The 25,832-nt window shown below is 47.7% G+C and carries 28 protein-coding genes; 14 read left to right on the top strand and 14 right to left on the bottom strand.

Translation table 11 applies throughout. The features are described 5' to 3' along the window. The first annotated feature begins 2 nt into the window (after positions 1-2). Positions 3-485 (top strand): DUF1772 domain-containing protein, encoded by a 483-nt coding sequence (locus tag NIES2104_RS28155; protein ID WP_059002246.1) that lies wholly within the window; start codon positions 3-5, stop codon positions 483-485. Positions 486-723: 238 nt separating this feature from the next. After that, positions 724-1,416, top strand: a complete 693-nt coding sequence (locus NIES2104_RS28150; RefSeq protein ID WP_059002245.1) for a hypothetical protein — start codon at positions 724-726, stop codon at positions 1,414-1,416. 2 nt (positions 1,417-1,418) lie between these two features. On the opposite strand, the gene aac(6') is transcribed toward NIES2104_RS28150, so the two are convergent. Together aac(6') and NIES2104_RS28140 are read right to left on the bottom strand one after the other, a co-directional pair. Next, positions 1,419-1,892, bottom strand: coding sequence for an aminoglycoside 6'-N-acetyltransferase (aac(6'), locus tag NIES2104_RS28145; RefSeq protein ID WP_059002244.1), 474 nt, complete (start codon positions 1,890-1,892; stop codon positions 1,419-1,421). Between the two features lie 30 nt (positions 1,893-1,922). Further along, entirely contained in the window at positions 1,923-2,345 is a 423-nt protein-coding gene (locus tag NIES2104_RS28140; RefSeq protein ID WP_059002243.1) for an antibiotic biosynthesis monooxygenase, read from the bottom strand. 205 nt (positions 2,346-2,550) lie between these two features. Here NIES2104_RS28140 and NIES2104_RS28135 point away from each other — a divergent pair, with 205 nt between their 5' ends. The 4 genes from NIES2104_RS28135 (at position 2,551) to NIES2104_RS28120 (ending at position 4,786) form a co-directional block, all read left to right on the top strand. Continuing rightward, on the top strand, positions 2,551-2,880 hold the full coding sequence (locus NIES2104_RS28135; protein WP_059002242.1) for a helix-turn-helix transcriptional regulator: 330 nt from the start codon (positions 2,551-2,553) through the stop codon (positions 2,878-2,880). Then, on the top strand, positions 2,873-3,295 hold the full coding sequence (locus tag NIES2104_RS28130; protein ID WP_059002241.1) for an SRPBCC domain-containing protein: 423 nt from the start codon (positions 2,873-2,875) through the stop codon (positions 3,293-3,295). Before NIES2104_RS28135 ends, NIES2104_RS28130 begins: the two co-directional genes overlap by 8 nt. A 54-nt stretch (positions 3,296-3,349) precedes the next feature. Beyond that, on the top strand, positions 3,350-3,982 hold the full coding sequence (clpP, locus tag NIES2104_RS28125) for an ATP-dependent Clp endopeptidase proteolytic subunit ClpP (RefSeq protein ID WP_059002369.1): 633 nt from the start codon (positions 3,350-3,352) through the stop codon (positions 3,980-3,982). An 87-nt stretch (positions 3,983-4,069) separates the two neighbouring features. Beyond that, positions 4,070-4,786: an alpha/beta hydrolase gene (locus NIES2104_RS28120; protein WP_202815231.1), complete on the top strand. Its 717-nt coding sequence runs from the start codon at positions 4,070-4,072 to the stop codon at positions 4,784-4,786. A 38-nt stretch (positions 4,787-4,824) separates the two neighbouring features. Here the strand turns inward: NIES2104_RS28120 and NIES2104_RS28115 are convergent, their stop codons facing one another. The 3 genes from NIES2104_RS28115 to NIES2104_RS28105 are packed head-to-tail and all read right to left on the bottom strand — an operon-like array spanning position 4,825 to position 6,775. Next, positions 4,825-5,193, bottom strand: a complete 369-nt coding sequence (locus tag NIES2104_RS28115; RefSeq protein WP_059002240.1) for a hypothetical protein — start codon at positions 5,191-5,193, stop codon at positions 4,825-4,827. 27 nt (positions 5,194-5,220) lie between these two features. Then, positions 5,221-5,661: a hypothetical protein gene (locus NIES2104_RS28110; RefSeq protein WP_059002239.1), complete on the bottom strand. Its 441-nt coding sequence runs from the start codon at positions 5,659-5,661 to the stop codon at positions 5,221-5,223. Between the two features lie 16 nt (positions 5,662-5,677). Then, positions 5,678-6,775: a ParM/StbA family protein gene (locus NIES2104_RS28105; RefSeq protein WP_059002238.1), complete on the bottom strand. Its 1,098-nt coding sequence runs from the start codon at positions 6,773-6,775 to the stop codon at positions 5,678-5,680. A 571-nt stretch (positions 6,776-7,346) separates the two neighbouring features. On the opposite strand from NIES2104_RS28105, the gene mobF reads away from it, so the two are divergent. Beyond that, positions 7,347-11,645, top strand: a complete 4,299-nt coding sequence (gene mobF / locus NIES2104_RS28100; protein ID WP_059002237.1) for a MobF family relaxase — start codon at positions 7,347-7,349, stop codon at positions 11,643-11,645. Positions 11,646-11,680: 35 nt separating this feature from the next. On the opposite strand, the gene NIES2104_RS28095 is transcribed toward mobF, so the two are convergent. Both NIES2104_RS28095 and NIES2104_RS28090 read right to left on the bottom strand, forming a co-directional pair. Then, on the bottom strand, positions 11,681-12,040 hold the full coding sequence (locus tag NIES2104_RS28095) for a XisI protein (protein WP_059002236.1): 360 nt from the start codon (positions 12,038-12,040) through the stop codon (positions 11,681-11,683). Further along, positions 12,010-12,444 carry a XisH family protein gene (locus NIES2104_RS28090; RefSeq protein WP_059002235.1) on the bottom strand — a complete coding sequence of 145 codons (435 nt, stop codon included), beginning with the start codon at positions 12,442-12,444 and terminating at the stop codon, positions 12,010-12,012. The genes NIES2104_RS28095 and NIES2104_RS28090 overlap by 31 nt, the downstream gene beginning before the upstream one ends. 241 nt (positions 12,445-12,685) lie before the next feature. Here NIES2104_RS28090 and NIES2104_RS28085 point away from each other — a divergent pair, with 241 nt between their 5' ends. The 7 genes from NIES2104_RS28085 to NIES2104_RS28055 all read left to right on the top strand — a co-directional run bounded on the left by NIES2104_RS28085 (position 12,686) and on the right by NIES2104_RS28055 (position 18,405). After that, positions 12,686-15,943, top strand: coding sequence for a HEAT repeat domain-containing protein (locus NIES2104_RS28085; protein WP_059002234.1), 3,258 nt, complete (start codon positions 12,686-12,688; stop codon positions 15,941-15,943). A 12-nt stretch (positions 15,944-15,955) separates the two neighbouring features. Beyond that, a complete protein-coding gene (locus tag NIES2104_RS28080) occupies positions 15,956-16,210 on the top strand; it encodes a hypothetical protein (RefSeq protein ID WP_059002233.1) in 255 nt (84 codons plus the stop codon). Further along, the gene (locus tag NIES2104_RS28075) at positions 16,200-16,616 is read left to right on the top strand and encodes a type II toxin-antitoxin system VapC family toxin (protein ID WP_059002232.1); all 417 of its coding nucleotides are present in this window, start codon (positions 16,200-16,202) and stop codon (positions 16,614-16,616) included. The genes NIES2104_RS28080 and NIES2104_RS28075 overlap by 11 nt, the downstream gene beginning before the upstream one ends. 80 nt (positions 16,617-16,696) lie before the next feature. Continuing rightward, positions 16,697-16,948, top strand: a complete 252-nt coding sequence (locus tag NIES2104_RS28070) for a UPF0175 family protein (RefSeq protein ID WP_059002231.1) — start codon at positions 16,697-16,699, stop codon at positions 16,946-16,948. A 92-nt stretch (positions 16,949-17,040) separates the two neighbouring features. After that, positions 17,041-17,643: a toll/interleukin-1 receptor domain-containing protein gene (locus NIES2104_RS28065; RefSeq protein ID WP_059002230.1), complete on the top strand. Its 603-nt coding sequence runs from the start codon at positions 17,041-17,043 to the stop codon at positions 17,641-17,643. 31 nt (positions 17,644-17,674) lie between these two features. Next, positions 17,675-17,914 (top strand): UPF0175 family protein, encoded by a 240-nt coding sequence (locus NIES2104_RS28060; protein WP_059002229.1) that lies wholly within the window; start codon positions 17,675-17,677, stop codon positions 17,912-17,914. Beyond that, entirely contained in the window at positions 17,911-18,405 is a 495-nt protein-coding gene (locus NIES2104_RS28055) for a DUF3368 domain-containing protein (protein WP_059002228.1), read from the top strand. The genes NIES2104_RS28060 and NIES2104_RS28055 overlap by 4 nt, the downstream gene beginning before the upstream one ends. 21 nt (positions 18,406-18,426) lie before the next feature. Here the strand turns inward: NIES2104_RS28055 and NIES2104_RS28050 are convergent, their stop codons facing one another. The 7 genes from NIES2104_RS28050 to NIES2104_RS28020 are packed head-to-tail and all read right to left on the bottom strand — an operon-like array spanning position 18,427 to position 25,810. Then, positions 18,427-19,743, bottom strand: coding sequence for a hypothetical protein (locus tag NIES2104_RS28050; RefSeq protein WP_156427126.1), 1,317 nt, complete (start codon positions 19,741-19,743; stop codon positions 18,427-18,429). Further along, positions 19,700-20,113 carry a hypothetical protein gene (locus NIES2104_RS28045; RefSeq protein ID WP_059002226.1) on the bottom strand — a complete coding sequence of 138 codons (414 nt, stop codon included), beginning with the start codon at positions 20,111-20,113 and terminating at the stop codon, positions 19,700-19,702. Before NIES2104_RS28045 ends, NIES2104_RS28050 begins: the two co-directional genes overlap by 44 nt. A 6-nt stretch (positions 20,114-20,119) precedes the next feature. Continuing rightward, positions 20,120-20,587, bottom strand: a complete 468-nt coding sequence (locus NIES2104_RS28040; RefSeq protein ID WP_059002225.1) for a hypothetical protein — start codon at positions 20,585-20,587, stop codon at positions 20,120-20,122. A gap of 22 nt (positions 20,588-20,609) precedes the next feature. Continuing rightward, positions 20,610-22,421, bottom strand: a complete 1,812-nt coding sequence (locus NIES2104_RS28035; protein ID WP_059002224.1) for a type IV secretory system conjugative DNA transfer family protein — start codon at positions 22,419-22,421, stop codon at positions 20,610-20,612. Between the two features lie 4 nt (positions 22,422-22,425). Further along, complete coding sequence (locus tag NIES2104_RS28030; protein WP_059002223.1) at positions 22,426-23,052, bottom strand: hypothetical protein; 627 nt, start codon at positions 23,050-23,052, stop codon at positions 22,426-22,428. Positions 23,053-23,064: 12 nt separating this feature from the next. Beyond that, positions 23,065-23,517 (bottom strand): hypothetical protein, encoded by a 453-nt coding sequence (locus NIES2104_RS28025; protein WP_059002222.1) that lies wholly within the window; start codon positions 23,515-23,517, stop codon positions 23,065-23,067. Continuing rightward, positions 23,495-25,810 carry a glycoside hydrolase family 19 protein gene (locus tag NIES2104_RS28020; RefSeq protein WP_059002221.1) on the bottom strand — a complete coding sequence of 772 codons (2,316 nt, stop codon included), beginning with the start codon at positions 25,808-25,810 and terminating at the stop codon, positions 23,495-23,497. The genes NIES2104_RS28025 and NIES2104_RS28020 overlap by 23 nt, the downstream gene beginning before the upstream one ends. Positions 25,811-25,832: the final 22 nt, after the last annotated feature.

The raw sequence follows: 25,832 nt of genomic DNA, 5'->3' as shown, positions 1-25,832 counted from the left end.
TCATGTTTAATAACAATCTCGTAACCCTAACGTTAATCGCCGCGATCGGTAGTGGGCTAGTCGCTGGCGTTTTCTTTGCCTTCTCGACTTTGGTGATGCCTGCACTGGCGCGAATCGAACCTGTGCAGGGGATTGCTGCCATGCAATCGATTAATATCACAGCGATTAATCCGTTGTTTATGCTGGCACTGTTTGGAACGGCTGTGGTTTGTTTTTTTCTAGCAATCTTGACAGCGTTAAAGTGGGGTCAGCCTCATTCTGCTTATTTGCTCATCGGCAGTTTGTTCTATCTAATTGGTGTGATTGGAGTCACGATCGCATTCAATGTACCGTTGAACGATGCGTTGGCAAGTGTCAAACCAGGTAGTCCTGAAGGTGCAACGCTATGGTCTAAATATCTAACGAACTGGACGCTCTGGAACCATGTGCGAACGATCGCTTCACTGATTGCAACTTTATTGTTTACGATCGCGCTCGGTAAATAGCGTTAGTAGAAGATTAGTCCTCAATTCCAAATTGCCAAGATGTTCATGCGATCGCTTTCTTTTTAGTATGGGCATTGATTTTACTGAGTAAGCGGCAGCAATTGCGAATCTTAGCCAATGTGGATATACAGAAAGAAACTTCAGCAATCTGTTTACGTCCGAACCTTTTACAACCGAGTTGAATTCTCTAAGTCGTTGCTAAATAGTGAATCTGACTTTAGCCTTTGAGAGGTGTTCCATGTTACGCCGGATCGCGCCAGCCGCTTTCATTTTACTATCAGCCTGTTCTGCCTTGAGTCGAACGCCCACTCAATCCTCAAATTCTCCCTCAGCCAGTCTCCCTGATATTCAGTGTCGAGGTGAAGTGCCTGCCGCACTGCAAAAGACCTTTGGTGATTTGCGCTTAGCCCAACCCAACGACTTTATTCCAGTTATTCAAAAACTTGAGCAGCAATCGAGGCAACCGAATCGTCCTAAAATTAGCTATACCTGTAGCATCTTTTCCACCGACTTCAATCAAGACCAGCAGCAGGATTATGCTGTGCTATTGGTCAATCCTCAAACACAAACGTCACAGTTCCGTCTAGCGATCAATCAAGGCAATCAAACCTTTAAGAGCGCGATCGTGCGAGATTATCCCAGACCGCCTGCGGGTATTCGCCAACCCGTGTACGTTGCAATGCTGCTGAAACGGAGTGGTGAGCAAGGTCCAGCGAATCGTGAGTATTTCCCTTTGAAGCGGAACACTCCAGAGCGAGAGGCGTTTATTGCTCAACCTGCGATCGAAGTTTGGCGATCGCCCAATGAGTACAAAGCGCGCACGGCTTCCAAGTTGTCAGCGATCAAGTGGTTTAATCAAGCAGTGGGCTACGGCTCAGAGATATTCTACTTCTCAAACGGTGAGCTTAAAACGATTGGTGTCGCTGACTAAGGCTAATTAGGCGCATATTCAGCTTCATTCATAGATGCAATGGGTTTGATAAAGGCAACCAGGCGTTCCACTTCTTGAAAGCCGATCTGACGGTGAAACGCATGACTCGCTGTGTTCTCTAGTAAAGCATCGGAAGCTAACTCGGTACAACCCTGAGATCGTGCCCATTGTTCTGCGTACTGAATCAGCGCTTTACCAATTCCTTGCTGCTGATACTGAGGTTGAACATAAATTCCTTCGACAAACGCAACAGGGCTTTGAGTCGCACCGGGAACATAGTCAGACCGCAGCGAAAGATTCATGAATGCAATGGCGTTTCCTGTCTCAGTTTTGACTAGACAACCGAACTGACGGGGAGAGTGGAGAATTTCAGTTAGACTCGTCCGCATTTCTTCAGCAGAGTAGTCTGTCCAAAGTTCTAAGGCTAAGCGAAGCCATTCCTCAAACTCAATTTGAGTGACTTTGACAATGTTCATACCGTTGTCTTCTTCCAATTCGTTCAATCGCTATTTATCTACAACGACATCAAAGTGCTTGACGCGCAGTTCAGGATCGATTAAATACTCACGATCCCTTGGCAGAAAGCTTGCTTTCTCAATGTCATTCCCGGCAAAGTTGCGAATCGCATCGCGAGATTTCCAGTAAGAGATGACATAAAACTCTGCAATATCGTTCTCGGTGCGCCGAAACATTTGCAGACCGAGATTGCCATTGATCTTACGAATTTTATTCAATCCAGCTTCCGTGATGTAGGTTGTGTACTCCTCAGCTTTTGCGACTGGAAGGCGACCATGCCACATCCGAGCCACTGAACCCGCAGGAGCCATTTGAGCAGATGGAGCAGTCAATGCTGGAGTCAATGTTGCAGCAATGAAAACTGTTAATATCGCAACGGCAATTAAAGTAATAGAACGGAATGATTTCGACATCAGAACTCCTTTTGCCTTCGTTTATGTTGATTAGAACACTAGCGATCGCCAAATCTGATCGAGATTCATCATTTGTTAAAGTGCCAACCTTCTCGGTTCAGACGATACACAAAACAGTCGCCGAATCTTCGAGGCTCGATAAAGCCCATGCGCTCATAGAAGCGATCGCTTGACACGCAACCAAATAGTTGCATAATAGAGAGATATGGATGCCGTGTTTAAAGCCCTCTCCGATCCCAGTCGGAGAGAATTGCTCGACCAGTTGTATAGCCACAATGGACAAACGTTAGGAGAACTTTGCGAACATCTTGCCATGACGCGGCAAGCGGTCAGTAAACATCTTGCGGTGCTAGAGACTGCCCATCTTGTTGTCACCGTCTGGCAGGGGCGGGAAAAGTTACATTACCTCAATCCCGTCCCGATTCAAGAGATCTACGATCGCTGGCTCAGCAAGTACGATCGTCATCAACTCGATGCTTTGAGTCAACTCAAGCGCACCCTCGAAGGAACCTCTCAGGAGACTGACCATGAGTAAACCGACCTTTGTTTACGTAACCTACATTGCCACGACGATCGAACAACTCTGGGAAGCCATCACGAGCGAATCCTTCGTTCAACACTATTGGGAAGAAGGACAACTACAGTCAGATTGGCAAGTCGGTTCGCCTGTAGAGAAAGTCAACTTAGCAGGTGAATTGCAAACTGTTGGTGAAGTCTTGCAGTCTGAACCACCGCATCAACTTTCCTATACCTTTCAGTTTTTTGATCACACACAGCCATCGCGTGTGCGCTTCTTACTAGAGCCATCTGAATATCAGGTGAAACTGACCGTGATCCACGATCGACTGGAAGCCCAAAGCTACCTCAGCAACAGCGACAGATGGACAATGCGCCTGTCTGACCTCAAGCGCCTACTGGAACTCGAATCAGCGATCGCATGGATCGCTTGAAGGGCAAGAACAAATTTCCTCAACTATCCACTTCATCTTAGGGGAACTCACATGATGATTCCGACTGTGATTGAACCATCGGGTCAAGGCGATCGTGCCTTTGACCTTTACTCTCGGTTACTGCGAGAGCGAATTATTTTTTTGGCAGAACCCGTCATGCCCGAAATGGCAAACCGCATTGTCGCACAACTGTTGTTTCTCGAAGCCGAAGACCCGGACAAAGATATCTATCTCTACATCAATTCTCCGGGTGGTTCTATATATGATGGATTAGGCATCTATGACACGATGAATCACATTCGTCCTGATGTCTGCACGATTTGCTATGGTTTTGCTGCAAGTATGGGTGCGTTTCTGCTCGGTGCGGGTGCGAAAGGCAAGCGGAGCAGTTTGCCCAGTTCCCGAATTATGATCCACCAACCGTCGGGCGGGGCACAGGGACAAGCTGTGGATATTGAGATTCAGGCGAAAGAAATTCTCTACATCAAGCAGCAGATCAATCAGCGCATGGCGAACTACACTGGGCAATCGCTCTTGCGGATTGAGGAAGATACTGAGCGAGATTTTTATATGTCAGCACAAGAAGCCGTGGAGTACGGTTTGATTGATCAGGTGATTGATTCTTGGGAGCTTCGTCAAGCACATCGCTCAACGCTGCAAGCTCAGTCTGAACTGATGGTGGCATAGTATGGCAATTGCAATTTAACGTCCAAGAACAACAAACGCTCCACTCACTGGAGAAGTTGATTGAATAAAAACTGAGGAGGATTCGATATGGTGGAGATTCTGTTCGTACACGGTGCGCTAGTGCGCGATGGCGGGTGGTGGTGGCAGCAGGTCGCCCAGCAGGTGCATGACCGCATCGGCGTAAGGAGTCGAGCGATCGAGTTGCCGTCATGTGGGGAAGGAACTGGCTCCGTTCCCGGTTTCGCAGGACTGATCGAGGATGCTCAAGCGTTGGCAGAGGCACTCGACCAGACTAATGCCGCCATCGTCGTCGGTCACTCTTATGGCGGCACTGTCATCGCCGAGGGTGCTGATCATCCGGCTGTCCGCCATCTGTTGTACATCACCTCCTACCTTCCTGACATCGGACAGTCACAGGTCGAGATCATGAGCGGCGAACACGACCCCGTTGCGATAGCTCCGAACGACGATGGCACGATTAGTCTCTTCGGCTACACTGCCGCATCGTGCGGCGATCGCTTCTGGCAGGATCTCACCGATGAGACGATCCGGAACGGTGCTTGGGAACGGGTGACCTCGCAATCGGTCAGCGCATTTGGCACACCAACGACTCGTGCAGCGTGGCGAGGTCGCCCCTCAACCTACCTCGTCTGCATGGACGATCGCAGCACATCGGTTGATTTGCAGCGCTTCCACGCCGCCCGCGCTACTAGAACGATCGACCTGCCGACCAGTCATCACCCGTTTCTGTCCCGCCCCGATCTCGTGACTGAACACATCTCCGAGATCCTCCGCACCATCTGACCCGACTATTCCTTATTTCCTGAGAGTGAACAAAGCCTTCAACCTCGATTCTGAAATTTGGTAGATGTTGGTTGTTGAGCGAGTTCACCTTGCGTCGCTCTTGGCTGAGTTTGCTCAACTACATTTGCTGCGTAACGTTTGATTAAATCGATCGGTTGTCCTTGTTTAACCCGATATTGTACCTGTGGGCTAACTGCCAACAAATCAAACACCTGTTGTTTAGTCAATCCTTGTTGAAAGGCTAACTGTGCGATCGATTGATCGAGCTTTTGGGCATCTGGCTTACCACCATATTCGTGATGCAATTCTTCAGTTGTAAGTGCTGCTCGACCTGTCACTTGTCGAGCAAGACCTAAATAAGCGAGTCGGTACACGCTTGCATCAATTGAAGAGCGCGATTCAGCCATGTTTTTATCTCCAATAGGAGATCGCAATTATGAGCGCAACATATTCATAAACGCACTGTCATCATAGTCAAAAAATTCAGGTGAATTCAAAATCGGGGCTTCTGGTTCCGGTACGTCTTGACTATCAGGAAGATTTGAAATCGCGGTTGCTGTCACACTTCCTGCGTGAGGAGATTGATTCATAAATTGAGGCGTAACTTCAAACCGCTCACTGATGAGCAACATCTGGGCATATAGCTGGGCTAAACAGTCGAGTGCTACTTCTTTGAGATCGGCTTCAGAAAAATTTTCTGTCTCTCGGTAAGCGAAGGGGAGCCAAAACGATCGGAGCGATCGATTCACTAGCTCCCGCGATCCCAACTTAGAACTGGTGAGAATGTAGTGGTACAGCAATTCCCACTCTGAGTCTTCGACCGCCGAGAGCCGCAAGACTGTTTTTCTTTTACTAACCTTGGGTGCTGTTGTCATTTTGCTGAGTTTCAGATTAGACAGGAACTTGCTGACGTTGGAAATGTTGGAATGCAGCAAAGGCATCGACCATCCGAATGCTTAAAGGGTTTTCTAGGGCGAACTTATCGTGTCCAAAGCGATCAGCAATTCCGCGCCGTACTCCTTCACCAAAACTCCGACGAGCTTCCTCAACTCCAAGCTGAGTCAGAAATTGGATTAACTCAGATTTGACTAAGGCTGATGCACCGCCACCGATAATGACTTCGCAAGTTGAATCAATATGTCGAACAAAGTTATTGATCAGAAAGCTTTCGAGTTGCCCCCAGTAGGTCGCCCGTCCGACTCTCAAAGCTTCACTCACATCTCGCACTTGACTTTCTCCAGCAAAGACAACCTTGGGATTTTGGCTCACAAAAGCATTAAGTAGTTTTCCATAGTCTCTTGCCAGGATGCCTTGCACAGCAGCCCCACTCTCGATCGCTTCTTTGAATCCAGGTCCATTGCTGGTAGATTTCCCTGGCTGAGGTTGCCCATTCTGAAATACCAAAATCGAGGCGTTTCGATGTCCCAACATTAAGACTAAAAACGTGCGCGAGTCTGGAGCAATATTTCTCAAACTCAGTTCACTGCGTCGCCCTAGAAACAATCCAAATCCCTCTGGATAAGGTTTACAAAGCGGCATCGATAAATTCAGAGTTTGCCCCCGAAAAGAAAAATCTGCGGCAGTTTCTTGAATCTTTGTGCAAACCTTTAAAGCGTCCGTAAATTCTGTCATTGGAAGCAATAATCCAACTTGAACGGTTAGCTGACTGGGTAGCTGCGATCTCTCTCGAATTGCGCCCAACACTGCCAGCGTTTTCAACACGGCTCGTCGCTCTTTTCGTTCATCCGCTCCGGTATCGCCGCCAAAATTCTCAGCCGCGCTACCAACCACTCGTAGTTCATCGCCCACTTCTAGCCAAGCTGCATTTTCAGGCGCAGCGGTTGCAGTGTGCATCTGGAGTAACTGTAAATGTTCTTTAGTCAAGGAACTGGTGACTTCAGGACTCATTAGGAGGTAGTCCAATCGACCGCGATCGCTAAATACAACCTTGGTCAAAGACTGCCCCAGATCAATCAGGGTTTGAATCATCGGTTTGTTATTCGTTAAACAACAGTTCAGCACTGACACAATGCACTATGAAAGTTTCGCCAGAGTGAAACATGGGTCAATGCTGATGAAGAAATGAGTTGACGGTCAAGCTAGTAACTCAAAATCTGCGTCTACAAGCTTGAGCGATTGTCCTTTGAAGCAGAGCTATCATCAATTGCTACTTGCTTCCTCATTTTGCCAACATCAGATGCTAGAAAGTCGGCATTGTTACGACTCTACATAAAAACGAGAAATCGCGCACTTTGAAGCACTTTAGCGTCAATCTCTTTCATTGAAGGCATGTTTCACTCTAGTATCGGCGCACTTTAACGCACTTTAGAGCAACTCGCTCCGAATCACTACTCGATCGCTTGCACACCTAATGCACAAAATTTTAGAAAAGCACAGCTAAACTATTGCTAGATATACCTTTCAAGCATACGATCAAATATCATTCAGCTCTTCAGTCACGAATCATTTGCTCAGATCAAAATCTTTGAGCAATGTTCTCTACCTTTGTGCCGCTTCAGTCCAAGTGCGGTTCTTTGGCTCCTAGCATTCCAATGACTTTATGCTTTCTCTAGGTCGCGCTCATCCTCAGCGTAGCGTTCACTATTTCACACAGGATAATCAGTCTGGATCTGGTATCGCAGAACTGAGCCAGTGGTGTGGACAAGGCGCGATCGCGCTTGGATGCACTGGAACGGTTGATGCGATCGCGTTTTCAAATGTTCTCTCTGGACTTGCTCCCACAGGTGAATCTCTTCCAGGACGACAGATTCATGCTCACCATCAAGCCGGAATTGATTTAACATTCAACGCTCCAAAATCGATCAGTTTAGCAGCATTGATGGATCAACAAGACGCGCTAATTGCTGCTCATGCTCAAGCGATCGCACAAACTCTACAAATCATCGAACAACGATACGCCTACACTCGACTCTGTGAGCAGGGACAGCGGCAACTCGTACCCACTCAAAATTTAGTCATTGCGACTTTTCCACACACCACATCTCGCGCTCACGATCCTCACCTGCATACGCATTGTGTCGTGGCGAATCTTACTCAGATTGCGAATGGAGAATGGCGAACGATCGACAATACAGGGATTTACCGCGATCGCAGTTTGCTCAGTGCGATGTACACGAATGCGCTTGCTGATCAGGTTCGTCAACTTGGTTATGAAATTGTTCTACGTCCTGATTCGCATTTTGAGCTTGTTGGATATGAACCAGAGCAACTTCAGCATTTTAGTAAGCGTCGTCAGCAGATTTTGCAGCTTGTGGGAGAATCGGCAACGCCTGCCATGAAGCAATGGGCGTGTCTTGCAACTCGTCCCTATAAGACTTTGAACATTGATTTTGCTGAGCTGAATGAATGGTGGCAAGCTCAAAACGCGGCACTTCAGCTAGAGATTCGCCATCCTGCTCCAACCGAGCAATCTACAATTAGTAGTCCGATCGATGCAATCGTGATGAATGCGATCGCGACTTGTACGCAAACGCGATCGCTCTTTTCACAGACAGAATTAGAACATCAAATCTTTGATCGAGTTCAGCCTTTTAGCTATGAAGATTTTCTGGAAACACTTCAACAATGGCAGCAGACCGGAAAACTCACTGCACTGGGGAATCAGTATTGGGCAATCCCAGATCGGCAGTCTTCTGAAGTCATTGATGTTGCTCCAGCGATTCAGGCGATCGCAAAAGGTAATGTTCTGAACGGATTTGCTCAACTTTTGGAATGCGATCGCGTGATTGAATCTAGTAATTCATCCCAAGCAGCAATCGATGCTTATCTTGGTTTGAAGCCTAGCGATCGCGCGCAATCTGTCTTGTTTATTGCCGACGAAGTGGAACGCAATCAAATCCAACAAGATCTTGCTAAAGCTCAACAAGCCCACAAATCAGCTATCACGCTTTGGCAACTTCAGCCGAAACCCCTTACTGTTCCTCAAGCACTTCGGCTCCAGTCATTTCAGGTCAATGATGTTGTTGTGCCTCGGTATCATTATCCAGCTTTGGGACTGAGCAAAGGAGAATTTTACACTGTCGTTGCGCTTCATGCTAAAACCTTTACGCTACGAGATTCTTCCGAAGCTGAGTTGACGATCGCACCTCGACAATTTCGCAAGCATCTTTACCGACCGTCCCCAATGGCCATTGGCTTAGGCGATCGATTGCAGTGGACAACGCCGCATCAGTACGGTTCTCACTTTACGATCGCAGCAATCACTGACACGACTGCGGCAATTCGATATTCAGGTGGACAAATTGGACAGCTTGACCCCAATCAAAGCTATTTTTTCCAAGATGCTCGAATTTTGACTCCGAGCGATACCCCACCGCCGGATCTCAAGCAGCTTTTTGTGGTTGATCCAGTTGCGATTTCTCTCACGCGATGGATTCAGAGTCTACCTGCTCTTCCAGACAATCTCATCATATATAGCGATCGCATTTCAGCTTTATTTGCTGATTTGCGGAATGCTTCAGCAAAGGCTCACTTTTATGACTCAACCCCTACCCTCCGATCTGCCAAGCTCGGTGAATTTGCCACAGATTCTCAGTCAGCAGCAAACCGAATTTCAGAACTTGACTCAGAGCATCTACACCTGGCAGGAAACCAATCTGATTGCCCTGCAACAACTTCGAGCCGACCAAACCGAGTTGAAGAATACGCTCGAAACCTTCTTGAAGGAATTAAGCGATATTCTGAGCAGCAAGTCATCGAATTCGTCACCCAACCCCTTAGTCGAGCAATTACAAGCCTTGCAGCAAAGCTTGACGAGACTTACCGAATATCTGGAAATCAACACCGAAGGACAGCAGCACTTGAGTCAGCAGTTCGAGACACTGCTAATCTCACAAACCTCGTTGGGCAAGCAATTAGAACAACTGAACAGCTTGCAGCAACAGTTATCCACGCAACTCAACCCACCTCCTCAGTAAATGCGATCGCGTCCTATGACTTCAAATCTTTCTCATCTAGAACATCAACTTCAGCAGCTTCAGCAGAGCCTCAATTCTCTAACTCAAACGAATCAGCGAGAGTTCGCGCAACTTCGGGATCTGATTCAACAAAAGTCGATGAGTTCGACTTCGCAACTCCCATCCGCCAAAACCGTGAAACTGCTTCTTCAACAGCAGGAGAAACGCCTTCAAGAGCGGCTTCAGCAAATTCAACGTCAATCGCCGCTCATTTAACACAACTTCTATCCCAGCTTCAGAGATGGCAAGAAACTGAGGCAATCTCGACGGCTTCGATCGTGCTTAACCCCACTCTGAATCGCCTGAGTCACTGTGTGAATGCTGCTGCGATTCCAATGGCTCAAAACCAATCTGCTCTGTCTAGTTTCCTAATTCATCAACAGCAATTTATCGTAGGAATCGCTCAAAGCCTATCTCATAGCCACAATCTTACGATCGCTGTTCAATCCCTCCTCAAAAATTCTCATCCCATCGATCATGACCGACTGCCCCCTCGACTCAGCCTCACAGACCGCTTTACTGACCTTGCTCACCGCGCTGAACGAGCGGCAAGACGCGATCGCGACCTTGCTCACCGCTTTGTGCAATCAGCAAGACAGCTTCAATCAATCGGTTCAGAGTCTCAGCGATCGTCTAGTAACCCTAGAGAATCAAACCATTCAAAGCAACACAGCAATCGAACAACACCTAAATCAATTGACTACCCAACTCAACCCATTACCCCCATCGCTCGCGACCTTACACGATGGCATGAATCAGTGCGTGACTTATTCGCGCAGTTTCCTCGTCGAGTTGAGGCGCTTCACGCGGACGAAACGACCGAAGCGACCCGCGCAGAGCTTACAGGAATCGCTCAACAATTTACGGCGGATGGTGCAAGCCAACACTCAGGCTTATCTGGAACTATTGCAGCAATTACAGCAACCCGATCCCACTTTGCAGCAAGCATTACAGATCTTGCAGCAGGCATTCACCGATCAAACGCATCAGTTACAGACTATCTTGCAAACGCCCGATCCCAACTTACAGCAGTCCTTACAAATGCTCACGAATACCTTGGAGAACTTGCACGAACAATTGAATACCCATACGCAATCGATCACCTCGCTGACACACTCGATCGAGCAGTGGAAGAACGTCAACGACTCTCCTCCGAACCAATAATTTTCCAAAGTTTGGAAAAATCTTTTTTAGAATCAACGCATCCAATTTTCCAAAGTCTGGAAAATTCAACCTCAATGCCTGTCTCTGTCCAGTCTAGCGATTTTTCAGGGATTGGCTGGGTAACAGGACGAGGATCGCTAAATCGTGTGGTGTTAGTCGAAACTCCACAAGACGCGGTAGCTGCGCTTCACGAAGTGTCTGCACTTTCTCAACTCGATATCGCTCGGCTCGAACATTCTGGACGATCGCTCTACCTAGCCATGACTGACTCTGTACCAAAAGCGCTTCAGGAATGGGCGGCAATGCCAGGAAGAACTACGATCGCTGCGGGTGATCAAGACTTTATTCGACTGGTTCAGAAGGAGATTGGGCGATCGCAATCCTTACCTGTTCCCGATGGTTTTACTTGGCAAAAGTTACTTCAAATGGGACATCAAAATCCTGCTCAACTTTCGCGCCACTACAGCCAAGGACTTACGGGCGAACCAACTGCAATTCTTTTAGAATCGGCAAAACGAGCATTACGGTTAGGTCAACCTGTAGAGTTGGTGCAATCGATGCTGATGACGGCTGAACGGGTTGAAACGATGCAACCTCAACAGGCAGAGCAATATGTTCAGGCAATTGTCGATCGCGCTTGTAAGAGTGTTTCGGAAAGGCAACGTTCAGCGACTCAATTCATTCAGAGAGTTGAAAGTCAGCGGTTCCTTCGGAGTTAAGCTTTGCTCTAATCGCAGATGTAGAACCTTGACGGCTATTGCACTGCAAATTCTGTATCCTTCCTCAACTCCTCAGATCGAAAGCCCAGAACAATTTGATCTCTGGGAATACCTGCCTTAACTAATTCTGAGGCAATTCCTTCCTCAGTTCCGTCCCGCTGAATCCAAATCTTGCCGCCAATAAAATCAACGTGAATTAGACAGCTATGAACTCGCCGCGTCGCTATGTAGGGACGGTCATAAACAGGTTCACGCCCTAACATCATGACGAGATAGCGATCCTGCTTCGTATCAAAAACCGTTTCAAATTTGACATCGCTCTCTTTGAAGGGAACGCGAGTATGCTCAGTCAGAATCGTTTGAACTAGGTGTCTGTAGTGTTCCAGTGTATCCATTCCAGAATAACCTCCCGCTCAGGATCAAAAACGATGACAGGAATCTCATACTTTCTCAATAACAGTCTACCAAGCGGTTCGTCCAAGACATCAAAAAACGCTTCAGCATGAACAGCAAGATACAGAAGGTAATTTCGTTGAGTCTCTTCCATTACGGCTCGATAAACGCAGTATTGCCCGATTGCTTGCTCCAAACTCACAACATCAGAAGCACCGCCAAATGTCTTGATTTCCACAGCAATTCGTTCTTGTCCCCGTTCAGCCACGATCAGCCGTTCTGCCGCCAAATCGACATACATATCCTTGTCGCCCCATTTTAGATGCAAGGGATCATCAGTAATTCTCCACCCGTCCTTAATGAGGGCATTTTTTACGTTCTCGTGGTAGCGATCTTTGACTGGCATACAATCAGGCAGAAAATTTCCTAGCCATAATATAGTACATACGTTTGAGACACCTCATGGGAGTTGATGCTTATGATCGCTTCAATTCTGTCCTCTCGAATTTCTTTTGCTCACTTGATTTTCTTAGAACTCCCTAGCATGGTGAATCCTCTAGACTGTTTCATTCAGAAATCTTAAACAATTTCCTGATTGCAAAAAATGGTGAGGTAGCATAGACAACAGAGCCTACCCCTGTTTTCGCATGAGTGACCTGAGCGAGTTCCAGCCCTATCTTGAGTCGATTCGTGCCGCTTATGCCAAGTGGTGGCAGCTTTACACGCTGACGGATGCTGCTGGAAAGCAACGGCAGGCGCAGCAAGGATCGCCTCCGTTTGACTTTGGGCTGATAGTGCAAACGGTGAAGAAAGACGATCGCCGAGAGGAGGAAAAGATCGAGCGCTTCTCAGTGCTGGACGGGATTCGCAAGTACGCACAGCAGCATGTGTTGTTAGTGGGACGACCCGGATCGGGGAAATCTACGGCGTTGGCGCGATTGATGCTGGAAGAGGCAACGACAGCCCAAGCTAGGATTCCAGTGTTGGTAGAATTGCGCTATTGGCAAGGGTCGATCGAGCAATTGATCCGCGATTCGTTCACTCGGCACGATCTCCCTGCGGAATTGCTTGACGAGGCTTTGAAGCGATCGCTGATTCTCTTCGATGGGGTGAATGAGTTGCCGTCTGAGGAGGCGCGATCGCAGCTTTCCGCTTTCCGCCGCAACCATCCCAAACTGCCGATGATCTTCACCACCCGCGATTTGAGCTTGGGCGGAGATTTGGGAATTGAAAAGAAATTAGAAATGCAGCCGCTCACCGAAGCTCAAATGCAAGCATTTATTCGATCGTATGTACCAGAGCAAGCGGAGCAAATGCTGCGGCAATTAAAGGATCGATTGCGCGAGTTAGGGCAAACGCCGTTGCTGCTATGGATGCTGTGTGGCTTGTTTCAGCAAACCGGGACGATTCCAGAGAATTTGGGGTTAGTGTTTCGGGAGTTTACGCAGGGGTATGAGCGGTTTTTGAAAGAGGATGTGCGGATTGAGAGCGATCGAGCTTGGTGGAAACCTGTGCTTCAGCAGTTGGCTTGGGTGATGATGCAGGGGGAGAAGCCGACGGAGTTTCGGGTAGCGATTCGGGAAGAAGAGGCGGTTAGAGCGATCGGGCAATTCTTAGAAGGAAAAGTCCCGTATGCGGAGGATTTTGCACGGAAGTGTTTACGAGATTTGCAGAAGCATCATTTGATTCAGGTGGGTGCAGATCTAGAGGAGCTAGAGTTTCGGCATCAACTGATTCAGGAATATTATGCGGCAGAGGCGTTATTAGAGCAGTTGCCGAAGTTGGATGATAAGCGACTGAAGCGGGAGTATTTGAATTTTCTGAAATGGACGGAGCCTGTGGCGTTGATGCTAGCGCTAGTGGATGAGGCGCAAGCAGTTCGAGCGGTAGGACTAGCGTTGGATGTCGATTCAATGTTAGGGGCACGGTTGGCAGGTTATGTAAAAGAAGACTATCAAGCCAAAACATTGAACCTAGTAACTGTGTTAGAAGTCTCAAAAGTTTTGAAGATAAGACTCTTAGGTGAAATGCGCTCTCGGTACGCAATTCAAGATTTACATGCAGCACTAAAGGATGAAGAAACTCTACTTCTTGCCCTCCGAGCATTAGAACGAATCGGCAGTGATCAAGCTATCTGTGAAATTCCTCAAGCAGTTAATGGTAAGCCTTCTTCCGTTCAATCTTTAGCAGTCCGAATTTTAGAAGAAGTTAGGAGCGAAGTTGCAATCAAGGGATTACAGGAAATTGCTTCAAATGCAAATAGTAAAATTAAAGATAAAGTAGAACGCGCCTTAGAGAAACTAGGAGTTAGATCCACAGACAAGCCTCTTTCTCAAAACATTACAAGTCGTCGTAGAGCGATGGAATTGAGTTCAAGTATGTCTAAGAGGGACTTACTTTTATCGGCTCAGCAAGATATCCATCCTTCGATCCACAAATTAATTCAAAATCAAGGCACTCATGACTTAGAAAGCTTTGTGAAGATGTTGGAAAAAGTAAATACTAAAGAAGCTATTGCTATCTTGCTTTCCACTTTGAATGAAGATGACGATCTATATGAAATAACATTTCTCATACTCGGACTTCTGGGATATGAAGAAGTCTTACCTCAATTGATTACTGCCTTAAAATCAGATGAAGAATTTATTCGTGAATCGGCTGTTCTAGGATTGTCAAAAATAGGAACACCTGGCGCGATTGATGGCGTTATTCAAGCACTAGAAGATGAAGACATTTATGAAATAGCAGCAGAAATTCTTATACACCTGGCTGATGAAGTCGCACTGCCTGGACTATTGAAGATTTTAGAGAAGGAAGATTCAGATACTGACATCTGTATACGCACTGCTAAGGCACTTGTAAAAATAGAATCTGATGGCGCAATTGAAGGATTACTTGAGGCACTTCAAGACCAGAGTTTTGATAAGTCTTGGGTAGTGGCTGATGCCTTGAAAGCAGCAGGAAAGGAAAACTTGGTGCTTCCTGAATTGCTTGAGAAAATGCGATCTGACTATAGCTACTATGATCGATGCCAAACTGCTATTTCACTAGGTTATCTTGGCGAAGTACGCGCCATCCCAATGTTGCTTTCAGCAATCGATTGTGAAGAGCCAGACATCTGCTGGAAAGTAATATATGTACTAGGGAGATTTGCAGATTATCCTATCACGGCATCTACTCTACAAGAATTGTCTGAAGCAGCTACCCCTAGGTTAATTCAAGTAATCTTAGAAAGTAATTTTAGTGATTCTGTTGCAGAAGCAATTGAAGCTCTCAGTAAGTTAGCAAGCCCTCAACAGCTACCTAAATTCTGGCAACATTCATCTTCTTCTTTAAGTTTTCTGCGGGTGATTGGATCGATTCAAAAGCGACTCAAATACTATGACTATAAAATTTATCAAGTTCACTTGGAAGCACAGAAGAACGATCGACAAACTCCCCAAAACAACGATCTCTCTCCCACAATCATCCAAAACTATCCCAATGTCATTGAAGTAAAACAAACTATCATGAGCAACTCATCTAAATACAACTTCCCCAATGCTCAAAAAGTTCAAATCTTTGAGCAAGTAACTACCTACATCGAAAACAACCATCCCACAGATCCTGAAGTCAAAACCGCGATCGCTGACCTCACACTTTTACTCTCTCAACTTCAAACGCAATACCCCCAAGTCACGACCGAATCCCAAGCCCTCACCGTTCTCGATGCCGAATTTACAGAAATTCAACAATTTACAACTCATCCATTTGTCACCCTCCGACAACAACTGCTTAGTCCAGAGCGCCATCTTCAAGCCATCAAAGCCACCCTCGCAGAAGTTGCTAAACACTACCTCGAAGAAAGCGTCTGGTCAAAAGCAGCCATCACCTATCTCGATAAAATGAGCGAAACCCCCGACTAAGGAGCCTGAATCATGAAAATCACGATCGACCTTCCCGAAGCCCTTCAGCAAACCCTGATCCATCAAGCTGCTCAAACCCAAACTACTCCTGAACAACTGATCATCCAAGCTCTCAACCAGTACCTCCAACCCGCAACCTCAACCAACGCGACCGATCAACTGCTTTCCCTGATCGGCACTCTAGATCTCGGCACCACCGACCTCGCCGAAAACCACGACCAATACATTGGTGAAGCCCTCTTTCAAGAACTCCGCAATGCCGAATAATCTCTTCATCGATACCTCTGGCTGGGCAAGCATTTTCGTCCCCACCGAAACCCATTACTCGATCGCTGCCGAGCATTTCCGCACCGCGATCGCTAACCGCACTGAAATCATCACCAACTACGTCATCACCGAACTTGTCGCACTACTCAACAGTCCGCATCGACTCCCACGAGATCGCATCTTCAACCACATCAATATCGTTCGCCAAAATTCCTATATTACCCGTATCCACATTGATCCCACGGTCGATCAAGCTGCCTGGGAACTCTGCCAAAATCGCCCCGGTAAGCCCTGGTCGCTCGTCGATTGTAGTTCCTTCATTATCATGCAACAACACAACATCCAATCAGCCCTCACTACCGACCACCATTTTGAACAAGCAGGCTTCACTCGACTTTTGAAATAATCTGAAGAAAGCATCTGGTCAAAAGCAGCGATTACCTACCTCGACAAACTGAGTGAAACCCCGACTAAGGAGCCTGAATTATGCAAATTACGATCGACATCCCTGATGAAATTGCTCAAAACAAGACTCTCTCTCAAGCAGACTGGCTACGAGAGGTCGCGATCGCACTGTTTCGCCAAGAACTTGTCACCCTTGGCACTGCCAGCCACATCGCCGGAATGCAACAGCTAGAGTTTCAAGGATTACTCTACGATCGCGGCATCAATTCTCATTACAACATTGATGACTATCGAGCAGATATTGAAAGCCTACGCAGCAATCACTGGCGGTAATCCTCATTAGCTACACCTATCCCATTAACAGCATTTCTTGCAGGATGTAGACGAAGCCCTCTAAGAAAAAATGATTGACGAGAGAAGAGACGATGAGTGAAACTTCCAAATACAATTTCCCAAATGCTCAGAAAGTCCAAATTTTCGAGCAAGTCGGTACATACATCGAAAACAACCACTCCCCAACCTCCGAAAATAAAACGGCGACTAGCTTTCAAAACTCCCCGCTCACCCTCTTCTACTCCTATTCTCACAAAGACGAAATCCTCCGCGACCAACTCAACACCCACCTCACCCTGCTTCAGCGCCAAGGCATCATCGATTCTTGGTACGATCGCAATATCACAGCCGGAACCGAGTGGGCAGAAGCGATCTATACCCACCTCAACACCGCCGACATCATCCTACTCTTGATTAGCGCCGACTTCCTCGCTTCTGACTATTGCTACGAAAAAGAGATGAACCGAGCGATCGAGCGTCACAACAGGCAAGAAGCTCTCATCATTCCTATTATTCTACGCCCCTGCGACTGGACATCTGCCCCCTTTGGCAAGCTTCAGGCGCTTCCGATCGCGCATGGCGAAGGCGCAAAAGCGGTTACGACTTGGAGCAATCAGGATGAGGCATTTAGTGCAATCGCTACAGGCATCCGCAAAGCGGCAACAGAAATACGCCCAAAGAGAGCCTCAAGCTAAAATCAAATCATCCCTTCTCACTATTCGACCCATGCAAATCACGATCGACCTTCCCGACTCTCTTCAATTCACCGAAGCCGACCTTCGCACCGAACTCGCGATCGCGCTTTTCCAGCAAGATCGCGTTACTCTTGGCAGTGCCAGCAAAATCGCAGCAATGCACGTCATGGACTTCCAAAAGCTGATTAGCGATCGCGGCATCTGTATTCATTACGATGTCGAAGAATTTCAACAGGACGTGCAACACCTACAAGAACGCGGCTGGCTATGATCATCGTCAGTGACACCTCCGCAATTGGCAACTTAGCGATCGTCAATCATCTTTGGCTACTTCAGAGCATTTATGGCAAAGTTCTGATTCCCGATGTCGTTGCACAAGAACTCAGCAATGCCTCACGTCCTGAAATTCAAGCAGTTTTGTCACTCGATTGGATTGAAACAAAAGCGATCGTCAATCTCGCAATGGCAAACACCCTACAGCAAGATCAAAAACTTGATCCAGGCGAATCCCATGCAATCGTGCTGGCATTAGAACAACAAGCCGATGAACTTCTAATTGATGAGCGCAGAGGCAGACAAGAAGCGGCAAAACTAGGCATCCCAATTATCGGAATTCTCGGCGTTCTACTGGTTGCAAAGCAACGCCAACTGATTCCACAAGTTCAACCCATCTTGGATGCTCTGATGCAGCAAGCCGCCTTTAGAGTCAGTTCAGCACTCTACACACAAATCCTACTGCAAGCAAGGGAAGCTCAACCCTGAAAGCAGCAGGGACATAAAGAGTTACAGTTGCCGAGGAATTGATCGAGGTTGCTGTGAGGTTTGTGAATTTTCTTTTGCAAGATTCTGAAGAACTTGATAACTTGCGCGACCAACCACCAGTTCCACGTATCGGTGTGCTGCTTGAGATCCCTGCTGTGATTCAATCTTTTGGTACTGAGGGTCAGAGCGCAACATTTGCATCACGTCCTTTGCTGAAATGCGATCGCTCAATGCCTGCCGCGCCACCTGCATCGTAACTTGACTGGGCGATCCCTGACTTCCTTGCGTGTATTGATTCCAAAGATCCGCAGGAGTTTGATTGACAGCCGCCGTTTGAGTTGAATTCTGCCCAGTTTCCCGACCTGACACAGCAATGTGATTTCCATCGATCACGTAACGTTGATCTCGCTTTGAGTCATAAGAAATTGAGCCATCTGCTCGCGTCTCGCCGAACAGCTTCACCATCTGACGTAACCCAACTTCCATCGATCGAACCATCGGTTCTGCGATCGCTCGTTTCACCGATCGCGCCCAGGACTGCAAGTTCTGTTCTGTTGTGGCAACCCATCGCGCCGGGGCCGATTGAACCGACTGCAATTGATGGTTCAACTGTTGAATACGGTTTTCTAGCTGCTCGATTTGCGATCTCAATCGTTCAAGATCAGGAGCAGAATTGGCAGACGGTTCGATCTCTTTCGTGCTTTGCTGAGCCTGACTTTTTCCGTTCATCAAGCTTTGCTGAGTTAGCTCAGAATTTTCTGAGGACGACCCAGAATGGTGCCCATTTGACTGCTGTGTTTGTGAATTTGGCAATGAATTGGACGATTGTTGAGGCTCTGCTGAAGGGGAAGCAGCATGAGGATTGAGCGGAGCGGATTGTGCTTGGGCTGCTAATCCCAACAAGTCTGTTTTTACTTCCCCCTCTTGAACGCGGTACACTTCGCGATCGCCAATTAAAATCTTGACGGTTCCTCGAATGCTCTCTGGACGTTCTAATGCTGCCTGCAAGAGCGCGAGGTGTTCTGGCTCCATGCGATCGACGCGAGGTGCTTCTCCGGCTACTGCCTCAAAAAGACGCTGGTTCCCATGTCGAATGACGATCGGGGCGTAAGTATCAAGATAGCCAGCAAGCACTGCCTGTTGTCGAATTCGTTGCAATAGTTGGGTGAAATTTGTCTGCTGGTCAGGCGTAAGGCGGGCAACTTCGGTTGTGGGAATGGGTTGAACTGGATGTTCAAGAACTGTAGTCGGCGTGGCAGAATTTGAGTTTCCAGACATGATGATTTTTCCAGAACTATGCGATCGCGTGAATAAAAGAAGCTGCCAACTGTGCCGCATCGACTAGCACCTCTGGCAAAATCATTCGTCCCGATATGCGATCGAGAACAATTTGAGAGCCAATTTGAATAAATGCCCACTGCCCATCGATTTCAAGCTGAATCACGTTGCAGGGAGACTCTTCGATTTGTAGCCGCATTCCACTGAGATAACCTTGCTCGATGACCAGATCCGGTGAGTCTGTGCCGTCATTATCGGTGTAGTACACTTCGATAAGATTGGGTTGATACCCCACCGGAAATGCAGGATAGTGCCAAACTGAAGCAACTTCGTAGATAGTGTTGGGATAGAGATCGCGAAGTGACGCAATTTCTGGTGGCAGCGTTTGCTCGATAAATTGGTGTTGAGCTGGAGTCAGGGAGTGAACCATAATTGTCTATCTCTGTGGGGGTCTTTGAGAGGGCTGCCGCTGCATTGATCGTTCAGCAGGTGACAGTCCTGAAGCCTGACGGTGATGATTTGCCTCAGCCCGTTGAATCACAAGCGATATATAGGTTTGAGCCGCTGCTGAACCTTGGTTTTTTGCGATCGCTTGAACTTGCGGAGAGTTGGTGAGCATTTGCCCAACGAGTGCGGGCGGGTGATGATTCAAAGCGCGTTGTGAAGTGCCTAAATCGATTTGCAGACGAGAGCCTTGGAGTCCGCGTTGATAGTACTCATACGGTAGGGCAACAGTGTGATCGGGCGGAATCGTCTCTACTTTCAGCGAGTGGGGTTGGTTTCGCAATCGTGCATATGCTTCGACTCCATCGCGTAAAAGCTGCGTTCCTGCTTGTGCCATTTCTACGCCAACGCCTTGAGCGTCACTATGAACTGAAGATAAATCATCGGATGATAGCGGCATAATTTAACCTCTCCAAAAGCATTTACCAATTTGCAAGCTCTTCAAACGTCGTGCTTTCGTACTTTTCAACGGAATCGATCGATGAACTACTTTCTAACATTGGAAGTAAGATTTGATCGACAAACTCAAACCGCTCTTTCAATTGTGATTTCATTGCATCAGGTGTCCAATTTGTTTGGGTACGAATGGCGCGATCGACAAGGCGCCTCCGTACTTTCGTATCCCATTTTTCTTCACTCCACTGTTGAGCCGCATCGTCGAATTGGGGAATCTTGACTTCAAGACAAAAAGGAATCGCGGCTTCACCGGAACCTTGATAAGCTGGATTAACGAACACACATTTTCCGCGTGGCAAAGTTAGTAAAAACCTTGCATCGAACAAAGGACGTTTGTGATACTGCTCGGATTGAGAGGTTCCTGAGCTTTTACCGTGATTGCGACTTCTAGCACGAATAATTACCTCTTCCTCACCAAAGTATTTCGAGTAGCGTTGAGCGCTTTCCTCATGCTGCGGATTAAAGATAAATTGAGTTGCACAAGCAGCAAGAATGCTTTGAGTCATTTCTTTGCCGTATTTATTTTCTAGCTGTGCGTAGTTCTGATAGCCCAAGATTAAAGCTAGTCCATTTTCGCGGTATTCATTTGCCCATTGCACGATCGCTTGCAGATACAAAGTCGGAAATTCATCCATTGCAAGAACCAGTGGCTCTTTGCGGCGTTCAGAGAGATTGCGAACGACTAGCAGATTGAGGATGGTTGCGACGATCGGAGCAACGACATCACGAGTCCGCTGATCTAACTGGAAGACAACCAGGCGCTTACCGACTAAATCGATCGGTAGCGTAGTTTTACCACAAAGACAGGTGAGAAATTTTTTATCAATCAGCGGTGCAAAAGTCGCGACGGCTGTACTAATAATGCCTCCGCCTGTTTGTTCCGCATGAGCGACCGAAGTTAATGCAGTTGCGCTAATTGATGCCCAGACATCCAGTTCGCCATGAGCCTGAGCATCTAACATTCGTCGAGCTAAATCTGGACAGCTTAGAATTGCCCAGACCATTGTCAAGTCTTGATAGGGCGTTCCTTTTGCCAGCATTAATACTGCTTGCACCAATAAGTCTCCAGCCTGCTTAAAATATTCATCCTGCTTGCCAGAAGCTTCCCCCGCTTTTGAGTTGCGATTCATCGTGATCGCGAACTGTTTTGCCATCGTAGAATCTGCTTCATCTTCGAGAAAATCGAGCGGGTTGCAAACCGAGCTATAGTCAAATCCAGGGGCGAAGACTGCGACTTCATAGCCTTTGCTCACAGCATAAGCAACGTGCCGTCGGAGCTGCTCACCTTTGTAGTCATAGATCATCGTGGGAAAGCCTTGATCCAAGGATGATCGGATCAAGGGATCGATCGACGCATAACTTTTTCCTTTTCCGGGTCCACCGCAAACGGTAATCCCTTCATTCGCATTGGGAACATACAGCGTGGGAGGTTGCCCCATTAGGGTTGTCAGTTGTGCTGTAAGTCCACGATTGCGGGGCGTGCCAACGTAGAGCGTGACGCGATTGTGCTGGCGCTTCCGCATTTGTTGTTCTGCGCGGCGTGTAGCAGATAGTTTTTCCCACACCCCTGCTTTGCGTCCAAAGACAAGGTGCTTTTTCCGCCCGCCGATCGCCATCAGAAGCGCCAAAACAAGGCATCCCAACAACAATCCTCCACTGTCCCAGCGAAGCAGGGGAGCTAGTCCGCTTAAAGCATCTTGAGACAGCGATCGCGGCTGTACTGTAGTGGCTTGTGAAGGCATTGAATGATTGATTTTGGGGCTTGGCTGAGTCGGCATAAGGTCAAGGTGATGAGTTGATGGCAGAGTTCGCCATGTCGATCAAAGTTTGGCGATCGCCCTTTTTGAGACTAACCGTGTAGCGGTAGCCGGATTGCTCCCAAATTACTTTGGCATCGCTGTAATTTGCACCCAGCACCCAAGGGACAAAAAAGCCTTGAATTCCGCTTGCTAATGAGATCGATCCAAAAGGATCAGGCGATCGCTCAATTGGACGAAAGGCTGGATCGTTCAAGAATGCGTATTCTGACTTGATGGAAGGCGTATTCGACAGCAGTTTTTCGGCGCTGATCAATCCATTGCGACAATAGTTCGATCGACAATCAGGACGGGTCGTGAGTGCAATTTGATAGCTCTGACTAGAGGCATTCCATAGAACTGCGTGAATTGGAAGTTTGAGCGAAATTTGAGTAGGTAAGCGCAGTGGGATTTTGGTTCGACGCAAGGGTTCTAGAATCGACTCAAAAATAGATGTAGTAGATTGTAGTTGCGCGATCTCAACTGGAACTTGAAGCAGAGTTGCTCCAGCGATCGGAGGTGTTGCTGCCCATAGGAGAAACATGACGATCGCACAGCATCCCCATTTCCAAATCTGATTTTTGATTCGTTGATAACAGTAGATAGTTCTCATCGTTATGTTTTCCTACTCAGACGGTAGCGATCGCCAATCTGGAATAATCTGATCGAGTAATTGAATTGCAACGGGCTGTGGAATTCCTAACTTGACGACAGATCGTAATCCGATCCAGTCGTCGCGGCGCGTAATGACTTGCCATTTGTTATTCCGCTGAATCAAAATTGCCCAACCGCCTGTCGGTCCCCAAGTCCAAGTCGCCATCGCATGAGGTGGAAGCACCGCTACTTTTGTCACCTGCCCGACTCCAAATTGAGATCGAGCTTTACTCGGATAGTCCATATCCTTCTGTAAGGCTTGCTGAACTGCTTGTACCGTTGGTGAGATCACAGGTTGAGCAAAGACAGGCGTAACGAGGCTGTTCCAGCCAATGAGACCGATCAAAAAGAGGCTGCTGCTTGAAAGCAATAAGGCTTTGATCTGTGTGTAAAATCGCAGTCTATTTGACTCGATAAATGCCATGACTCGCTCCTCCATAAAATCCATCAAAATCGCGATCGGACTGCCAGCTAAACTGTTTTCGACTACTTGAATTCGACATGACTCGATTACAGCCTTGATCGATGCAAATCCCAACATGCTCCATGTCGTGAGCAATCACAATGTCACCGGGACCTGCTTGTGCCGGATTAATTCGTTGCCCTCGTCCAGACTCTAAAACTGCGACCATATTGGGCACAGAGTCCCCATCGATCGAGGGAATTCCCGCTTTTGCCAAAACGCGATTGACTTCCCACGCACAGGCGACATTGCCGCCGCCAGGTCCAGCGGCTGTACTTTCTCCAACCGATCGACTTACAGCCTGAGCGATCTTCTGAGCGGTCGCACCTTTCGCTTTGATTGAACACTCCTGACCCGGTTTCTCTGACAATGTTGAAATGTTAGTCCCACGAATTGCCTCGTAGTAGCGTTGAGCATATTGAGCAATTTCACCAGAGCGATCGCCATCATTGACAATCTGCCGCGCTCCACCAAAGTTTGCCGAACCACCGCGAATATAGCTACCTAATCCAGCGCCTGTAAACCAGCCATCGCGCATTCCCATCACCATAATTTTCGAGGCAATATCAGGACGGTTGGCAAGTTGAGGCTGATTCACTAAATCTACTCCGATCGCTTTTCCAGCACGCTCATAGTTCTCAATATGAGTGAGTTGCACCAGTCCACGTCCACAATAGTTTCCGCAGGCTCCAGAGCGAGAGTAATCGTCATCTTCATCGCGCGGATTGAAGTTTACTTCTGCTTGTGCAGTCGCCAAAATATAAGCGACTTGCGCTGGGTCAGTTACGCCGTAGCGTTTGGCATCTGCAAGCACTAATGGAATCACTTTTTGAGCGTAGGGACGATCGCCCGATGGAGCTGCTGCGATCGCCCGATTTACCGCTTCGCCACTGACTGTACCACCTCCACAATCATCGATTGCGCCGCCTGGATTCGCGATCGCGTTGTACTGCCCCTCGATCGCGCTAATCTGATTCTGAAACTCTGATGGAACTTTGACAGGTGGGGCATTCTTGCCAGCAACAATTACTAATCCCTTTTCCCGTACTGGAATCCAGGGAACTGGACCAATAAAGTAAGGCGTACAGCCTAAATCTACGATTCCATGCACACAAGCCCGCAAATACAAGCCAAAATCTGCTTGCCCTTTCGCTTCATTTGCCTTGGTCATCACCACTTTGAAAGCGGGACCGTACACAAGTCGCCCAGTCGGTTCCCATCCTCCATTCACTTTTGCTAAAAATCCATAGCCACCTTTGACGCGCTGAGTTGCCCCCGATGCCCAGCGTTTTCCGTGCATCGCGCCAGCTTGTCCGGTTAAATCACTCAATTCCATGTAGGAGCAAGGCTTCCCCGCTTCACAGGCGACCGGAGCCGTTGCCCCAGTCTTTAAGGCACTTCCAGTAACGAATGAATCTGCTTTGACTTTCGGATCACCATGCTCGGCAGCACTCCAAACGACATCTGCGATCGCTGCAATTCCAACGCCGTTCGCAGGCGATTGAGGAAACTGACTAAACGGAACTTGATTTAGCCCCGGTACTTGTTCGACAAAGCTACGCTGCCAACCTTTGAACTGTGATAACGGCGTGAGCGCGAGCTTTGGAATTGAATTGATCGAGTACTGAGCAAGATCAAGATTTTTACCTAATGGCATTGCAGCAAAGGTAGGGACGCGCTCGACCAGTTGTGCTAAAGTATTTCCTCCGAATGTTCCTCCTCCTTGTTTTGCCCACAGATCTTGTAATGGTTTGACCTGGTTGAGTGGAAGATCCGCGATCGCAGGAATCGCTTCAACAAGTGACTTTGGAGTTTGCCATTGGCTCATGCCAAAATCGTTCAGGTTTAGCGTGTCGATCGCGCTCCGACTCAGTTGAGAAATCTGCTGTAAATTGAATTGCTCAAGATGAAACGCATCCTGAACATCTCCCAACATGACAAACTGATCTGGAGTTTGACCTGCTGCCCAAGTACGTGATGGATCATAGCCTAACTGCTTGATTAGATTGGCAGGAAGTTTAATCCACCCTGGTTCTTGAATCGCAGGCAGTGTCTTAAACTGAATGCGATTCCAATCCGGTGTCTGTGCGGTCTGAGTTCCCATTGTGTAGGACAGGGTAGACACTGGCGGAGAAGTTTCAAACGCTTGCACAGATTTACGTGATGCCCACGGAATCGAACTCAGCGTTATCAGTACGAAACTGATGATAAATAGTAAAGCAACTAAAAATCGGTAGAGTGTACGCAGTGCCATGACTCTAGACGCATCAATAAGC

The sequence above is a fragment of the Leptolyngbya sp. NIES-2104 genome, assembly GCF_001485215.1.
Taxonomy (GTDB): domain Bacteria; phylum Cyanobacteriota; class Cyanobacteriia; order Leptolyngbyales; family Leptolyngbyaceae; genus Leptolyngbya.
This window is presented reverse-complemented; position numbering and strand designations above follow the sequence as displayed.

Coding starts and splice junctions, on each gene's coding strand:
- NIES2104_RS28055 (WP_059002228.1), top strand. CDS start 17,911: ATGATCATCGTCAGTGACACCTCCGCAATTGGCAACTTAGCGATCGTC.
- NIES2104_RS28045 (WP_059002226.1), bottom strand. CDS start 20,113: ATGGTTCACTCCCTGACTCCAGCTCAACACCAATTTATCGAGCAAACG.
- NIES2104_RS28030 (WP_059002223.1), bottom strand. CDS start 23,052: ATGAGAACTATCTACTGTTATCAACGAATCAAAAATCAGATTTGGAAA.
- NIES2104_RS28150 (WP_059002245.1), top strand. CDS start 724: ATGTTACGCCGGATCGCGCCAGCCGCTTTCATTTTACTATCAGCCTGT.
- NIES2104_RS28065 (WP_059002230.1), top strand. CDS start 17,041: ATGAGTGAAACTTCCAAATACAATTTCCCAAATGCTCAGAAAGTCCAA.
- NIES2104_RS28035 (WP_059002224.1), bottom strand. CDS start 22,421: ATGCCGACTCAGCCAAGCCCCAAAATCAATCATTCAATGCCTTCACAA.
- NIES2104_RS28060 (WP_059002229.1), top strand. CDS start 17,675: ATGCAAATCACGATCGACCTTCCCGACTCTCTTCAATTCACCGAAGCC.
- NIES2104_RS28105 (WP_059002238.1), bottom strand. CDS start 6,775: ATGATTCAAACCCTGATTGATCTGGGGCAGTCTTTGACCAAGGTTGTA.
- NIES2104_RS28085 (WP_059002234.1), top strand. CDS start 12,686: ATGAGTGACCTGAGCGAGTTCCAGCCCTATCTTGAGTCGATTCGTGCC.
- mobF (WP_059002237.1), top strand. CDS start 7,347: ATGCTTTCTCTAGGTCGCGCTCATCCTCAGCGTAGCGTTCACTATTTC.
- NIES2104_RS28040 (WP_059002225.1), bottom strand. CDS start 20,587: ATGCCGCTATCATCCGATGATTTATCTTCAGTTCATAGTGACGCTCAA.
- NIES2104_RS28095 (WP_059002236.1), bottom strand. CDS start 12,040: ATGGATACACTGGAACACTACAGACACCTAGTTCAAACGATTCTGACT.
- NIES2104_RS28050 (WP_156427126.1), bottom strand. CDS start 19,743: ATGCGGCACAGTTGGCAGCTTCTTTTATTCACGCGATCGCATAGTTCT.
- clpP (WP_059002369.1), top strand. CDS start 3,350: ATGATTCCGACTGTGATTGAACCATCGGGTCAAGGCGATCGTGCCTTT.
- NIES2104_RS28025 (WP_059002222.1), bottom strand. CDS start 23,517: ATGGCATTTATCGAGTCAAATAGACTGCGATTTTACACACAGATCAAA.
- NIES2104_RS28090 (WP_059002235.1), bottom strand. CDS start 12,444: ATGCCAGTCAAAGATCGCTACCACGAGAACGTAAAAAATGCCCTCATT.
- NIES2104_RS28140 (WP_059002243.1), bottom strand. CDS start 2,345: ATGTCGAAATCATTCCGTTCTATTACTTTAATTGCCGTTGCGATATTA.
- NIES2104_RS28075 (WP_059002232.1), top strand. CDS start 16,200: ATGCCGAATAATCTCTTCATCGATACCTCTGGCTGGGCAAGCATTTTC.
- NIES2104_RS28080 (WP_059002233.1), top strand. CDS start 15,956: ATGAAAATCACGATCGACCTTCCCGAAGCCCTTCAGCAAACCCTGATC.
- NIES2104_RS28155 (WP_059002246.1), top strand. CDS start 3: ATGTTTAATAACAATCTCGTAACCCTAACGTTAATCGCCGCGATCGGT.
- NIES2104_RS28110 (WP_059002239.1), bottom strand. CDS start 5,661: ATGACAACAGCACCCAAGGTTAGTAAAAGAAAAACAGTCTTGCGGCTC.
- NIES2104_RS28120 (WP_202815231.1), top strand. CDS start 4,070: ATGGTGGAGATTCTGTTCGTACACGGTGCGCTAGTGCGCGATGGCGGG.
- NIES2104_RS28130 (WP_059002241.1), top strand. CDS start 2,873: ATGAGTAAACCGACCTTTGTTTACGTAACCTACATTGCCACGACGATC.
- NIES2104_RS28070 (WP_059002231.1), top strand. CDS start 16,697: ATGCAAATTACGATCGACATCCCTGATGAAATTGCTCAAAACAAGACT.
- NIES2104_RS28135 (WP_059002242.1), top strand. CDS start 2,551: ATGGATGCCGTGTTTAAAGCCCTCTCCGATCCCAGTCGGAGAGAATTG.
- NIES2104_RS28020 (WP_059002221.1), bottom strand. CDS start 25,810: ATGGCACTGCGTACACTCTACCGATTTTTAGTTGCTTTACTATTTATC.
- NIES2104_RS28115 (WP_059002240.1), bottom strand. CDS start 5,193: ATGGCTGAATCGCGCTCTTCAATTGATGCAAGCGTGTACCGACTCGCT.